The organism is Pseudoalteromonas prydzensis (assembly GCF_011050055.1).
GTDB classification, from domain to species: domain Bacteria; phylum Pseudomonadota; class Gammaproteobacteria; order Enterobacterales; family Alteromonadaceae; genus Pseudoalteromonas; species Pseudoalteromonas prydzensis_A.
Map to the genome: position 1 here is coordinate 16,572 of NZ_DRGM01000015.1, position 15,660 is coordinate 32,231.

Annotated in this window: 8 protein-coding genes and 1 riboswitch; all 8 genes read left to right on the top strand. The window is 39.1% G+C overall.

Going from position 1 to position 15,660, the window contains the following annotated elements; all coding sequences use genetic code 11:
- Positions 1 to 51: 51 nt before the first annotated feature.
- Positions 52 to 246: riboswitch (Lysine riboswitch) on the bottom strand.
- A 217-nt stretch (positions 247 to 463) separates the two neighbouring features.
- The 8 genes from ENH88_RS01230 to ENH88_RS01265 all read left to right on the top strand — a co-directional run bounded on the left by ENH88_RS01230 (position 464) and on the right by ENH88_RS01265 (position 15,450).
- Positions 464 to 1,165 (top strand): DNA-3-methyladenine glycosylase I, encoded by a 702-nt coding sequence (locus tag ENH88_RS01230; protein WP_304178617.1) that lies wholly within the window; start codon positions 464 to 466, stop codon positions 1,163 to 1,165.
- 8 nt (positions 1,166 to 1,173) lie between these two features.
- A complete protein-coding gene (locus ENH88_RS01235) occupies positions 1,174 to 2,589 on the top strand; it encodes a protein adenylyltransferase SelO (RefSeq protein WP_304178620.1) in 1,416 nt (471 codons plus the stop codon).
- 468 nt (positions 2,590 to 3,057) lie between these two features.
- Complete coding sequence (locus ENH88_RS01240; protein ID WP_304178621.1) at positions 3,058 to 4,119, top strand: OmpA family protein; 1,062 nt, start codon at positions 3,058 to 3,060, stop codon at positions 4,117 to 4,119.
- Between the two features lie 268 nt (positions 4,120 to 4,387).
- Complete coding sequence (gene acnB / locus ENH88_RS01245) at positions 4,388 to 6,985, top strand: bifunctional aconitate hydratase 2/2-methylisocitrate dehydratase (protein WP_304178623.1); 2,598 nt, start codon at positions 4,388 to 4,390, stop codon at positions 6,983 to 6,985.
- Positions 6,986 to 7,772: 787 nt separating this feature from the next.
- A complete protein-coding gene (locus tag ENH88_RS01250; RefSeq protein ID WP_304178627.1) occupies positions 7,773 to 10,040 on the top strand; it encodes a PKD domain-containing protein in 2,268 nt (755 codons plus the stop codon).
- Between the two features lie 189 nt (positions 10,041 to 10,229).
- Entirely contained in the window at positions 10,230 to 13,166 is a 2,937-nt protein-coding gene (locus ENH88_RS01255) for an InlB B-repeat-containing protein (RefSeq protein ID WP_304178629.1), read from the top strand.
- 409 nt (positions 13,167 to 13,575) lie between these two features.
- Entirely contained in the window at positions 13,576 to 14,208 is a 633-nt protein-coding gene (locus tag ENH88_RS01260) for a 2OG-Fe dioxygenase family protein (protein WP_304178632.1), read from the top strand.
- 9 nt (positions 14,209 to 14,217) lie between these two features.
- Positions 14,218 to 15,450, top strand: a complete 1,233-nt coding sequence (locus ENH88_RS01265) for a cysteine desulfurase-like protein (protein WP_304178635.1) — start codon at positions 14,218 to 14,220, stop codon at positions 15,448 to 15,450.
- The last annotated feature ends 210 nt before the right edge of the window (positions 15,451 to 15,660 follow it).

Here is a 15,660-nt window from a genome sequence, read left to right on the forward strand (position 1 = left end):
TCGAAGAGCGAATGGGCTTAATACAATAGGGCGCAATGGCCTTATTATGCTAAGACCAGAAGCTCTCCACCAAATATTTTAACAGCCAAGCTGTTATTGGTGACAGTCGCTGGGATTCAACCCAGTCGCCCGAAATAACCCTTCACAAAAAGTGTTACTTCTCGGCGTTAATTCCCCTCACGTATGATCACTGGAGTGTTGTGCTCCTCACATACGTTACCTGAATAACGCACCTCTTCTAGCCCACAGGGTTAGTTTTAAAAAAGTAAAACTAACCCTTAAATAGGGGTAATGGCGGTGATTAAAGCATTTTAGCCATCTAGGTGTCAAGACTGTAATCCGAACTCTGGAAATAAATCTTTAGTTAGTCGCCGTGTTTATGTTGATCTTTACACTTCAATGGTTACGTATTAATAGCTTTTTTCGTACACTAGTGTGCATAGTGGTAAAAGGGTATTAAGTAATGGAAAAGTTTCAGGGTATTTATCAACGAGCGGCACTGCGTAAAGGCGGTACTGCTATGCTTGAGCAATTGTTACACGCACCTCTTGCGACTGAACAACTGAAGTGCTTATCTGATGATGCATGGCTTGAAGAGTTTACCCGCAAGATTTTTCAAAGTGGTTTTTATTGGTCAGTGATCAACAATAAATGGACTGGTTTTCGTGAGGTATTTTGGGACTTTAGCGTTGATAAATTACTCATGATGCCACCAGATATGCTTGAGCAAAAAGCCAGTGATGAGCGAATCGTGCGTAATTTTAAAAAAGTACAGACCATTCCACATAACGCTTATATGATCCACGAGGTTGCCGCTGAACATGGTAGCTTTAGTCAGTTTATTGCCAATTGGCCAACAGACGACATAATTGGTTTGTGGGCATATTTAAAAAAACACGGTGCGCGTTTAGGTGGTAACACAGGGCCTTATACATTGCGCGCACTCGGTAAAGACACATTTTTACTATCGCGCGACGTTGAAAGCTATTTGCGTGCCCATAAAATAATTGATGGTGGCTTACAAACGAAAAAGTCATTGACTGCGGCACAAGCATTTTTTAACGAGTTACAACAGCAAAGCGGCTTAAGCTTACAAGAGCTAAGTTTAATCCTCGCTTACAGTGTAGGTGATAACCGCGTCGGTATACAAACAACTCAAGCTTAAGGAATACCATGAAACTAGTTGCTCGCTATACCCAGGTTGCTGATGATTTTGCAGTGCCGGATTCCCCCAGTGCTGTTGCAGCACCTACCTTATTATTGTGGAACGATGTATTAGCTCAGCAGCTTAATATTGACGTTGCCAGCGCCGAACGTGCAGATGTTTTTGCAGGCAACCTCAATAACAGTGACGTAAAGCCTGTAGCGCTGGGTTATTCAGGGCATCAGTTTGGTCATTTTTCACCGCGCTTAGGTGATGGTCGTGCTCACTTACTTGGGGCAGTTGCCGATCAGCAGCAACAGCTGTGGGACATTCAGCTTAAAGGTGCAGGTGCTACGCCATTTTCACGTGGTGGCGATGGCCGCTGCGCAATTGGTCCAGCTGTACGTGAATACATAATGAGTGAGGCGATGCACGCGTTAGGAGTGCCAACCACGCGATGCTTAGCTGTTGTTGCCAGTGGTGAGACTGTTTACCGACAGCCGCCACAGCCAGGTGCCATTGTTACCCGCGTTGCGAGTAGCCACATTCGCGTTGGCTCGTTTCAGTATCTAGCAAGCCAAGGCGATGTAGCTGGTTTACAGGCATTGGCTGATTTGGCCATTGCGCGGCATTACCCTGAAATCAATACCACGGGTCCTGAACGCTATTTAGCATTTTTAGCTAATGTTGTTGAAAAACAAATAGCCCTTGTGGTGAGCTGGATGCGGGTTGGCTTTATACACGGTGTAATGAATACAGACAATACTTTGATCAGTGGTGAAACCATAGACTACGGCCCTTGTGCGATGATGAATCAGTTTGATTTTGACACGGTATTTAGCTCGATTGATCGCCAAGGGCGTTATGCTTTTGGTAATCAAGCAAATATTGCTAACTGGAATTGTGCTCGCTTAGCGGAAAGTTTGCTCCCCTTAATAAGCGATGATGAAGAGCAAGCCGTTGCGCTATTAAGCCCGCTGATCAATGGTTTTGCTGAACAATTCAATCACGCATTTAGCCAAATGTGGGCGCAAAAGCTAGGGCTGGATGGTGATCAAGCAGGTGATAAAGAATTAGTATCAGAGCTACTGGGGCTGCTGAAAACGCATAAACTTGATTACACCAACACCTTTGATACATTGACAGAATCACTACAAGGGAGTGTTACTATTGCGAGTGATTTAGCAGCTTGGTCAATAAAATGGTTAACGCGCACCAATGCACACAGCTATCAGATTATGCGACAGGCTAATCCACGTATGATCCCACGCAACCATATTATTGAAACTATTTTACGAGACTATGAACGTGATGGTGCAAGTAGTATGTTAATTGATTATTTAGCTGCCTTGAAATCACCTTATTACACAATGGCTAATAATGCATTTTGGTACTCACCTCCTGTTGATGGAGATCATAACTACCAAACATTTTGTGGTACATAATGGATAAATAAATTTTTGCTATTGTTTATATTGTACATAGAATGAACAGGTACTAATGAAATGATATGATTTTTACATTGGGCGCATTCATTATAAGAGGTTATTTATTAATATTTATAAGAAATAACTGCGCTAACCACTTGTTGATTTAAAATTAACCAATATAATACTCTAATTGGCTTCAAAAATTTTTCTATTGAAGCACAAGATTTCAATACTAGGTTGTGGGTCAAGCTCGATATGATGGAAGTCAGCTTACTGGGAACCGATTTATGTGTAAGTTAGGTAAAGTTTTTTATCTGAACTATAATGAAGAGCACTTTATTTTAAAGAATATTTAAATTGCAAAATATGCATTTAAACATTTTCGTTAAGTAATGATTAACTAAAGATACGGTACTCTTAGTCAAACTTATTGAGCTAGGGTCTCTTAGCTACAATTTTAATTGTGAAAATGGGAAGGAAACAATGAAATTAAAATCACTTACTATTGCTTTAGCACTAGCTGCAACTAGCGCTTCAAGTTTCGCTGCTGAAAAAGAAGGTTTCTTTATCGGTGCTTTTGGCGATTATTACGATGCTTCATGGGAAAATGTCCGTGGTAGCGCAGGCACTAACGTTGATGATTCAACTGGTTGGGGTGCTGAAATAGGTTATCGTTTTAATGATTACTGGAGCGCGCGTTTAGAATACGCTGACATGGATTTTGATATCTCAAGCTCAAACCCAGCCATGACAGCTACAAGCATGGACGGCGATCGTCTCGGTATTGATGGTCTTTACCACATTAACGGTGGCCCTTTCTATGGTATTTTCGGTCTTAAACAAATCGATATTACAGAAAACCTAACATTTGCTAATGTGGGTGCTGGTTACCAACATTACTTCACTGATAATTTTGCATTTAATGCTGAAACATCGATATACCAAGGTCTTGATCGTGGTTACACAGATGTAGGCGCTAAACTTGGTCTTAGCTATTTATTTGGTAAGCAAAGTTCAGCTGCTGAGCCAGTTGAGCCAGCTCCTACAGCGGCAGTTGTTCCTGTTGCAGTTGCCCCTGTAGATAGCGATGGTGATAACATCCCTGATGCAGATGACCAATGTCCAAACACACCAATGACAGATGCTGTTGATGGAACCGGTTGTACTTTATATGAAGACCGTGAAGTAACTAAGAGTTTGTTAGTAACATTCCCTAACAATGCTTCAAAAGTTGCTGGCAAATATGACAACGGTATTGACCAAGTTGCTAGCTTCTTAAAAGAGCACACAGATACAACAGTATTACTTGAAGGTCATTCTTCAGCTGTTGGTAAAGCTGAGTACAACAAGTGGTTATCGAAAAAGCGTGCTGATGCAGTTGCTGCTAAGCTAATTGCTGATGGCATTGCTGAAGATCGTATTACTACTGTTGGTCTAGGCGAAGAGCGTCTTAAAAATACAGATAACACACCTGCTGCACACGCGGAAAACCGTCGTGTAGAAGCACACCTTAAGTCAATTGAGCGCGTGAAAGTTAAGCGTTAATAGCATTTGATTTATCAAAAACCCAGCTATATGCTGGGTTTTTTTATGTCTGATAATAATGATTCGCAATAGATATTCATGTGAATGGTGTTTTCTTTAAGTTATATTCATCGTATTTATAGTGAGTATAATTTTTTGCTTTACTGGATGGATTTTAATCTATACTTAAAAGCTTTATTATGAACCGTCAGAATACTATAAGGGTTTGGTAATTTTTCGCGAGCACTCGCACTACCGAATACTTTCACGTCACCAAGAGGGCAATACTGTGCTACAAGATTATCGTAAACACGTAGAAGAACGTGCCGAATTAGGTATCGTACCAGCGCCATTAGATGCTCAGCAAACGGCTGATCTTATCGAGCTAGTAAAAACTCCACCGGCTGGTGAAGAAGAGTTTATTCTAGATTTATTAGTAAACCGCGTACCACCCGGTGTGGATGATGCGGCTTACATCAAAGCAGGCTTTTTAGCAGCAGTGGCTAAAGGTGATGCCTCGTCACCACTAATCTCAAAAGAAAAAGCAGCAGAGTTACTAGGTACTATGCTTGGCGGTTACAATATCGCACCTATGATTGATTTACTTGATGACGATGCGCTTGCGCCAATTGTTGTTAAAGGTCTTGCTAATACATTGCTAATGTTTGACGCATTTTACGATGTTGAAGAAAAAGCCAAAGCAGGTAATCGCTTTGCTAAGCAAGTTATTGAATCTTGGGCGGCTGCAGAATGGTTTACGAATAAGCCAGCGGTTGCTGAAAAAATCTCTGTTACGGTATTTAAAGTAACGGGTGAGACAAATACGGATGATTTATCACCAGCACCAGATGCATGGTCTCGTCCTGATATCCCTCTGCATGCCTTAGCAATGCTAAAAATTGAACGTGACGGTATCACGCCAGATAAAGGCGGTGAAATTGGCCCAATTACACAACTGGAAGAATTAAAAACGCAAGGACTGCCACTTGCCTACGTTGGTGATGTTGTTGGTACTGGATCTTCTCGTAAGTCTGCTACTAACTCGGTGCTTTGGTTTATGGGCGATGATATTCCGTTCGTACCGAACAAGCGCGTTGGTGGTGTATGTTTAGGTAATAAAATTGCGCCAATCTTCTTTAACACTATGGAAGATTCAGGTGCATTACCAATCGAACTAAATGTTGATGAACTTAACATGGGTGAGCAAATCGATATCTATCCGTATGAAGGTGTTGTGAAGCGCCATGGTACTGATGACGTTATCTCTACATTCGAACTTAAATCAGAAGTAATTCTTGATGAAGTTCGCGCTGGTGGTCGTATTCCACTGATCATTGGTCGTGGTTTAACAGATAAAGCACGCACATCACTTGGCTTAGGTGCAATTGATGTATTTAAAGTGCCTGCAGTAATGGAGCTGTCTGATAAAGGCTTCACGCTTGCACAAAAAATGGTTGGTAAAGCCTGTAACGTTGCAGGCATTCGCCCAGGCCAATACTGTGAGCCTAAAATGACGACTGTTGGCTCGCAAGATACTACGGGGCCGATGACTCGCGATGAGCTTAAGGATTTAGCTTGTTTAGGTTTCTCTGCTGATTTAACAATGCAGTCTTTCTGTCATACATCAGCTTACCCTAAGCCTATTGATGTAAACACACATCATACCCTTCCTGATTTCATCATGAACCGTGGCGGTGTATCACTTCGCCCTGGTGATGGTGTTATTCATTCATGGTTAAACCGGATGTTATTACCAGATACTGTAGGTACGGGTGGTGATTCGCATACACGCTTCCCATTAGGTATTTCATTCCCTGCAGGTTCAGGTGCAGTGGCATTTGCAGCCGCAACAGGTGTAATGCCACTTGATATGCCGGAGTCAATCTTGGTACGTTTTAAAGGTGAAATGCAAGCTGGTATCACGCTACGTGACCTTGTGCATGCAATCCCTTACTTCGCTATCAAAGAAGGTCTACTGACTGTTGAGAAGAAAGGTAAAATCAACGAATTCTCTGGTCGTGTACTAGAAATCGAAGGTGTTGAGCACTTAACGGTTGAGCAAGCATTTGAGCTTTCTGATGCATCAGCAGAGCGTTCAGCGGCAGGTTGTACCGTTAAGCTTTCAAAAGAGTCGATTGCTGAATACTTAGAATCAAACATTGTAATGCTTAAGTGGATGATCTCTGAAGGCTACGGCGATGTACGCACTATTGAACGTCGTATTACTGCAATGCAAGACTGGTTAGCAAACCCAGAACTAATGGAAGCTGATGCAGATGCTGAGTATAAGCACGTACTAGAGATTGACTTAGCCGATATCAAAGAGCCAATTCTGTGTGCGCCAAATGATCCTGATGATGCACGTTTATTATCTGATGTGACGGGCGAGAAAATCGATGAGGTATTTATCGGTTCTTGTATGACGAATATTGGTCACTTCCGTGCTGCGGGTAAACTACTTGATGGTTTCTCAGGGCGTATTCCAACGCAACTTTGGGTTGCACCACCGACTAAGATGGATAAAGATCAACTTACCGACGAAGGTTATTACGGTATCTTTGGTCGTGTAGGTGCTCGTATTGAAACGCCAGGGTGTTCACTGTGTATGGGTAACCAAGCCCGTGTTGCAGATAAAGCAACTGTGGTTTCTACCTCTACGCGTAACTTCCCGAACCGCTTAGGTAATGGTGCAAATGTATTCTTAGCGTCAGCAGAACTTGCAGCCGTAGCTGCGATTTTAGGTAAGTTACCAACACCAGCTGAATACCAACAGTATGCAGCAAAAATTAACGCAACAGCAGCTGATACTTATCGTTATTTGAACTTCCATCGCATGCCTGCTTACACTAAAAAAGCAGACAACGTGATAATCCAACAAGCAGTTTAAAAGTCTACTTGTTGCAAAAACCCACAACATGTGGGTTTTTGTTAAGCTTTTGTTTATTTTCACTTGACGAAAAGTTTTCTTCGTCTAGAATTCAACCAATAAAAAATTAACACATGTTATTGGTTGCCATGGAAAAGGCGATAACTTCCTTCATGCTATTAAAATAATTAATTAGCAATGAAAGGCACCATCGTAAACTCCTCGGCAACTTCAATTTCATTTGACACATCAAACTACGCACAGAATTAATACCTTTAGTGAGCTAGAAAATAATTAGCCTATAGAATCAGGGCGCTGGAATATTTATTTATGTTGTGGAATTTTCATAATTAGTCAGTCAATTGATAAGCATCTTAATTATTAGGAAGACATCATATGTGGTGTTTAATACGAACTACTGTGAAAGTAGTAAATGGCGTTGATCTTAATTCGCTTAAAAGAAGTTGGAGTTCTGTTTAGATAAAAGTATCAATTCCTAATTGTTTATAGAAGTATTTAATTAAGCTCTAAATTCCACTTTTTAAACGTTTACAGCGTAAGGAACAAACTGGGCTCATTAAATTGTCCATTTAAATAGCCAATATTTAAGATTAAATGACGTATAACTTGATAATAATGATTCGAGCTTGAGGCTTCTTAAGTGTAATTTTTAAAGTATAAATATAAAAAGTTATAAGAACCGAAAACAAAATTTAAAGCCACATTAAGCTAGGGCTTTTTTAAATTATTAAAGGGAAATGATTTAAACACAGCTCCCTCAATAGTATCCATTTAAAAGGGGAATAAAATGGGTTTTTTTGAAACAAAGCTACGCATAGGCTTACTCGCCAGTGCACTATTTTTAACTGGCTGTGGAGGCGGAGGTGATGATAACGGTAGTACAACGCCAAAACCTGTTGACCCAGTTAACCAAAGCCCAACAGTTACACTAACGGCTGCAGATGAACAAATAGAACAAGAAACATTCACGCTTAATGCGACAGCAAATGATACTGATGGTGAAATTTCGTCATATAGTTGGAGCCACGATGCGAGCTTTGATTTTATCAGTGATGGTCTTTCCAGTGCTGAAGTGAGCTTTACTTCCCCCGATATCAGTGAAGACATTACGGTTAATTTTACTGTAACGGTTACTGATAATGATGGCGCTTCAGCATCATCCTCTCAAGCGGTGCTCATCAAGCGTAAAGTATCCAATGTAACCATAACAGGACTGGTTACTGATGAGCCAATTGCAAATGCTGAACTTGAAATTGTTGTTGGTGGTGAATCTTTCCAGGTTCAAGCAAATGATAGTGGTCGTTATACAGCGGTTTTAAATATCGATGAGTCATCAACTAAAAAGTTGGTAAGAGTAAAAGCGAAAGGATTAGATGCCTTAAACCCAGGTGTTGAGTTTGTATCGCAGCTAAGTTCAGTTGAAAAGCTTTTAGCACAAGCGGGCGAGGATAATACGCTTGATAGTAATGATAATTTTGGTGTCAATATCACTAATGTTACCACTGCTGAATTTGCACTTTTAACACGTGACGGTACAGAGCCTACGAGTGAAGAAGAGCTTAATAGCGCACTGTTAAATGTCGATGCGGATGAGAAGATTCAGCTAGCAACACTTATTAAGATTGTTGTTGATAATCCTGAGTATTCATTGCCTGAAGGTGTTAATAGCACGCTGGAGCTTGTTGCGAATGAACAAGTCGCGAAGCAGTTTGAAGAAGAAGTGATAGAGAAAGATCCTGAAATCATCGAAAAAACCAAAAAAGAAATTAAAGAAGATGATGATCTCGTAACAGGCGCAACAGGTACGCTCGAGGGTAATTATATTATTAACTCACCTCGTTATCATACCAATACAGCATACCACCTTAGCTTAATGGCTGATGGTAGTGGGCAGTTTAGCTCTAATACCAGTAGTGCGATCTCTTGGGTAGAAAATGCAGGCGTTTATACATTAGACTTTGCTGAAAAAGTTACGATTTATCAAAATTCAGATGCAGAAAGTTCAGAGTCTGTAGTTTTAACTGGATTCAGCTTTACTGTATTGGCTGAAAACGATGTGTTTAGAACCATCGAAGTGACGCGTTCAACAGAGCGAACGGTTGTTAATAGCAACACCGGTTCAGTTACAATGACGACTGAAGATGATGAAACATATACGACGAATCTAATATATAAAAATAAAACCATTTCATTATTAGCTGAACAGCTGGTAGGTGAGTGGGCATTTCATGTACAAGATAATGATTTTGATACTAGCTACGATCCCAACCTACCTGAAACCCTGCAATTTTATGCTGACGGTACAGGCGTTGTTGATGGTAGTGAAGCGTTTACTTGGCAGCTAAACAGCCATAGCTTAATTGTTAACTATGATGACGGCGGCGAAACAGGGCAGCTAGAGCTTTGGTTTACAAAAGCATTAAGTGGCGGCTATCAATTAGTTGGTCTTGATACGAGTTTTGATAAGCCGAGTGACACCCTAACGGGGCTATTAATCAAAAAACAAGCGGTATCGACTACGAATGAAGATTTAATTGGTCGTTGGCATGGCTTTATCGGCACATCTCAATCGTATGATTTAAATATTCATAACGATGGCACAACGATGATCGGCCTAGGCATCACTGATTGGCTGGGGCATTTAAATGATGGTCAGTTTACACGTAAGCGTTTCATTTATAACAATGAAGTTGTTACTTCATGTGAAGGCTTTGATGCAAGTTGTTACCTTGAAAGTGAAATGATTCATGAGTTCATCAGTATTGTTGGTAACCTGTATTACATTAAGCGCACTCTAAATTACTACTTACCAAATGGTGAGATTAGGTCTCAAAGCGGTGCAATATTAGTTTATGAATACAGCAAAGACTTAACCTACAGCGCATTCACCGAAGAGCTATTAGAGAATTACACAGAGTTTTATTCAGCAGATGGCCAAACAGATAGAATTTATACTGAATATGACGAAAACGATAACGTAACATACGTTGTTGAGTTAGAGGGGCAGACTTACACCGGCGCAACCTTTAATGACGGTGTATTAAGCTATGACTGAAATGGTGAAACGTGGCATCTTGAACTTGTTTCATCAGATACCGGCAGCATTGTAGTTTGCCATTATCAAGATGGTGGCACGTGTAATGCTGCGTCACAAATTACTTACTTACCAAAGCGCCCTAAAGTTACCCTTACTGCTAACTCAAGTGGCAATGGTGAAATTTCACCCGCATCACAAGCGTCATTTTTGTATCAAAAAGTTGGGTTTGAAATACTGCCAGCTGAGGGTTATGAAGTTGATAGCATTACAGGGTGTGAAGGTTACGTGGATGGTAATTACTATATAGCTAAAGCTGGTAGTGATAACTGTGAAATTATAGCTAAGTTTAAATCACGTATTTCACTGGCAGAACAAGCAAAAATTAAGGATCCTGAGTTGGCAAAATGTTTCAATAACTTAGGAGTGGGTGTAACTTTGGAGAGTGTGAAGGAATTTGTATGTTTCCCTTCCACAGAAATAAGATCTTTAGATGGTCTTACGTCTTTGGAAAATCTTGAAAAGTTATATTTATACAACTTAAATGTTGGCTCGCATGTAGAGTTATCTGAATTTGAAAAATTAGAAATACTCGCCCTTAATGGTGGAGGGGAGATAGAATCAGTTAAAGTATTTAAGCCCGAAAATATCCTTATATTGAAATTAACAGAGCAAAATGTTAGTTCTTTAGAGCTTTCAAGTTTTACAGGCCTTAAAGAATTAAATTTGAGCAGTAACCCACTTAAAGAAATAGAAATTTCTACATTACATGACTTAAATGACCTTGATTTAGCATGGACTGATATTAGCTCACTAGATATCAGCGATAAACTAAGCTTAAAAGCCCTGAATATTGCTGGTGTTAAGTTGAATAATGTAGATTTGACAGGCTTATTTGAACTAGAAAACCTTGACATTTCTTCTTCAAAAATAACAGACGTTGACTTTAGTGACTTAACTAAACTAAATAAGTTAGATATAAGTTGGACTAATGTAATTAATCTGGATTTTTCGAATTTATCTAGCTTGAAGGTATTTATAGCTTCAGGTGTTGATTACAATAAGATTGATTGGTCTGAGTTATATGGTATTGAAAGTTTATTTTACACTTTTTATCCTCTTAGTGACTTTGATATAGCCCCATTTGAAAATTTAAATTATTTAGTTTTACAATTCAATGGTTTATCTAGTATCAATATACCTGAGGATAATAAAATAACATACCTAGACCTGAGGCAAAATAACCTCAAGGCTATAGATGCTAACATGTTGAAAGATGTTGAATATCTTTCTGTTGCTTATAATGACCTTGAAAAAATAAATATATCCAATTCAAATGAATTACATATATTGAATCTGAGTGGGAACCCTATTACCTCAATTGATTTTTCTAAAAATGAAGAACTCACTGTTGTATGGGCAAGAAAAACTTTACTTTCAGTCATCGAAGGTATTGAGAATATAACTGATAAAGAAGCATTTCTCGATTTTAGACATAATGTTTTTTCTGACAATATTATGAATTACTTCTATGAATTAATTGATGAAAATTTATATTCGAATATACATCTTTCAGACCATTATTTCGAAATTACAGTGAATCATTCTGAAAATGGAAGTGTAGATAAAAGTAAGGTTATAACCTTTGAAGGAGAAGTCGAAAGGATAACTATCACTCCAAACGAAGGCTATAAAGTGAGTGGCATTTCTGGCTGTAACACTTCTCTGGATGATATGGTTGATAACACGCTTACTGTTGGTCCAATAAGTGACAGTTGTGGGATTGAGATTGAGTTTGTAAAGATTATACCTTTAGCAACACTAGCTGGTATTACTGACCCAAATTTGGCTAAATGCGTTAATAAAGGTATGTTTGAAGAGCTACATGAGGTGGATGAATTACATTGTATATGGCATGAGTATAGTCCGATTTACTCGTTAGAAGGACTTGCTTTATTTCCCAATTTAGAAACGATTGGTTTGAGTCGCTTAAGTCTTGGTGGAACAATTGATTTTTCTTTTATCCCGACGTTAAAGAATATTCATCTTCGAGGAAGCTCAATTCAGTCTTTAATCGTTGCAGATCCTAGCATGATTGAGAGTTTGGCACTAGATTTCAGTGATTTATCTTTTTTCGACACATCTTCATTTATTAATTTGAAAGAGCTGAACCTAGCGTCTAATAGATTACAGAGTATAGATTTGAGTCAGAATTTGAAGTTAGAAACGTTGATACTTAACTCAAATCCAATTACACGACTAGATGTTAGCAACCTTTCTAACTTAAAAGATTTACGTTTACAAAATGTACTTTTAGAATTTCTAGACTTAACTCAGAATATAAGTTTAGAATATTTAGATATAAGTGAAACATATGATTTGGCTGGGATGGATTTTTCTGCTCTTCCTAACCTTAAAGCACTTAATATAAGTCAATTGAACCCGCGTTTAATAAAGAATCAACAGTTTCCGACGGTTGAAAAGCTATACTTTACATATTCAGGTTTAAGGTCGTTTAATACTGAAGGTCTGAACAACCTTACTCACTTGTACTTAAAGGGAAATCCGATAAGTGATATAAATAAAATATTAGTATCAAAACCTGAACAGTTAATAACTTTTGACATCTCTGATACTATGATTACAGAGCTTGATATTAGCCAGTTTGTTAACTTGAAAATTTTAGAGTTAGAAGAAAGCTATATATCGCATCTCGATGTTTCTGGGAATCAAAATCTCGAAGTAATTGAAGCGGATAATAGCTGGATATCCTCAATTGAAGGTTTAGAATCAATTAATGAAAAGTACGCATTTTTAAAGTTTAATTGGACCCCTCTTTCTTATGAGGCAATAAATTATCTAACGAAAATACGTGATGATGGCTATGTAAATATCGAATATAGTATTAGTTACCCAGTCATTATCAACACTATAGGTAGCGGCGGTGTTGATGTAAATAGATTACTTCTGAAAGATAATGAAATCGTGAAGATAAATTTATATCCAATTGTAGGTCATGAAATAGAGAAAATAACTGGCTGTGATGGAATGCTATATGAGCAGGATAGTTTACCTTCATACTACGAGGTTGGGCCAATTGTTGAAGGTTGTGATATCGAAGTGGAGTTTATTGAGACTACTAATTAGTTTTTTATAAATCTAATCTTCCGTTTATTTATAAAACCAGTCAGTTACACTGACTGGTTTTTGCTTTTACACTCAGTGAAAGCTGGGGGAAGTTCAGTTTGATTTTTAACGAAGTTGTAGTTAACTTACTCTGAGTCGTGGATTATTTGACCAAAACATAGTTGAAGGTTGCAAAATAAATATGAGGTTGATTGGACGCTTTAAGTGTTTTCGTTATTGATGTTTATAAATAGAAATTCAATCGGTTATTTTGTTGTTAGATTAAAATTTCATTATGATGATATTTTAGATCTTAAAATTCTACTTTAACCTTGCTTTAATCAAGTAAAGACGCAAAAAATCCTCTCTATTTGCATTAAAATCCCTTCATTATTTATGAGTTAATCCTCTTATTTTTAGGTGAGATTTTATGACAGCATTAAACAACCAGAACCTATTACAACTTCGCTTTGTAAACCAAGCTCATATTGAGGCTGTTAAGCCGTCATTTGCCAATCTTCCGGCTAATCCGTATGCCGATGGTGCGTTTCGTAAACGCCGTTACTCAGTAATTAAAGTGCAAAACGATGAACTTGTTTTACAAGCCACGAAAGCCTTTGTACAAGATGATTCAATCAATACTTTCCAAGGTAATGTTGAGCGCACTTACGAAAATTTAGAGCCGAGTTTATTGGCAAGCGAAGGGATGAAAAGTATCGTCAATGAGTTTCGTGCCATTACCGGGATAGACGAAGAGCGTGATATTGAAATTCATCAATTTCGTATGCTTGCTATTGAAAGTGATACGCCGCCTGCGCCAGAAGGTATTCATCAAGATGGCTTTGATCACGTTTGTATTTGTGGTGTATCTCACGAAAACTTAGAAGGTGGTGAGTTGTTGGTGTATGAAAATAAGCAAGCTGAGCCTTGTTTTAAAATGGAAATTAAAGACGGTATGTTTGCATTAATTAATGACCGTGAAGTGTGGCATAACGCAACACCGATGAATAAAATTGATGACACAAAAGCGGGTTATCTTGACTGCTTCGTACTGACAGCTTAAGGAATAGCAATGAACTTAACACAATTACGCCGCCAATTTCCGGCCCTAATGCAGCAAGTAGCTGGTAAGTCACCAATATTTTTAGATGGCCCGGGTGGCTCACAAGTACCACAGCCTGTTTTGAGTGCAATGTCGGCTTATTTAGGTTATTACAACTCGAATTTAGGCGGTGCATTTTTTTCGAGTGAAAAAACCGTTGAGTTAATGGCTGATGCGCGCCAAGCGGCTGCTGATTTACTTAATTCCCCATCGCGCGATCAAATTGTATTCGGTGCGAATATGACTAGCCTTACTTTTAGCTTTAGCCGTGCGATTTCTCGTGATTGGCAAGCGGGTGATGAGATTATCGTGACCAATGCAGATCACTTCTCAAACGTATCCTCTTGGCAACAAGCTGCTGAAGATAAAGGCGTAAAGGTTAATACTGTATTGATTAACGAAGCTGATTGCAGCTTAGATTTAGCGCATTTTGCCAGCTTACTGAGTACTAAAACCAAATTAGTAGCCGTTACTTATGCATCAAACACTACCGGCTCGATTAACGACATTAAACGTATTGTTGAAATGGCTCATAGCGTAGGTGCTTTAGTGTATGTAGATGCTGTGCATTATGCGCCACATGAGCTGATTGATGTTCAAGCACTTGATTGCGACTTTCTAGCATGTTCGGCTTATAAATTCTTTGGTCCTCACTTAGGCATGGTTTACGCAAAGCGTGAGCACCTTGAAGGATTCACACCATACAAAGTAGAACCGGCAAAGGACGTTATCCCTGGGCGCTGGGAAACCGGCACACAAAGCTTTGAAGCACTCGCAGGTTTAATTGCAGCTGTTGACTACATTGCAGATATTAGTGAGCTTGATGGTAGCTATTCACGCCGCGATAAATTAGCTTCTGCTTTTGCAAAAACTAAACAACATGAAATGGCTTTAAGTGAGTACTTCCTTACTCGATTAGTTAACTATCCTAAGATTAAACTATTTGGTATTGATGATTTAGATCGTTTAGCTGAACGTACCCCAACTTTTGCGTTAACCTTTGCAGGGCTTGAGCCACGTCAGGTGTCTGAGTTTTTAGGTAAGCAACATGTATGTGTGTGGGATGGTAACTTCTACGCGCAAGGCTTATGCAAGCAATTGGGTGTATTGGATACTGGCGGCGTGGTGCGCATTGGTTGCATGCACTATAACACCATCGCAGAGCTAGATAAGTTATTTGATTTGTTTGATGAATTGATTTGAAGCTATAAGTTATAATTAGAGCTATAAGTCATAAGCTGTAAGTTTTAAGCGGCCCGAGTGCTTTTTAAGTGTTGACATAAAATCTGAATTGAGTAGATTTTTGGCTTACCGCTTACCGCTTACCGCTTACCGCTTACCGCTTACCGCTTACCGCTTACCGCTTACCGCTTACCGCTTACCGCTTACCGCTTACCGCTTACCGCTTACCGC

Coding starts and splice junctions, on each gene's coding strand:
- ENH88_RS01260 (WP_304178632.1), top strand. CDS start 13,576: ATGACAGCATTAAACAACCAGAACCTATTACAACTTCGCTTTGTAAAC.
- ENH88_RS01230 (WP_304178617.1), top strand. CDS start 464: ATGGAAAAGTTTCAGGGTATTTATCAACGAGCGGCACTGCGTAAAGGC.
- ENH88_RS01265 (WP_304178635.1), top strand. CDS start 14,218: ATGAACTTAACACAATTACGCCGCCAATTTCCGGCCCTAATGCAGCAA.
- ENH88_RS01250 (WP_304178627.1), top strand. CDS start 7,773: ATGGGTTTTTTTGAAACAAAGCTACGCATAGGCTTACTCGCCAGTGCA.
- ENH88_RS01235 (WP_304178620.1), top strand. CDS start 1,174: ATGAAACTAGTTGCTCGCTATACCCAGGTTGCTGATGATTTTGCAGTG.
- ENH88_RS01240 (WP_304178621.1), top strand. CDS start 3,058: ATGAAATTAAAATCACTTACTATTGCTTTAGCACTAGCTGCAACTAGC.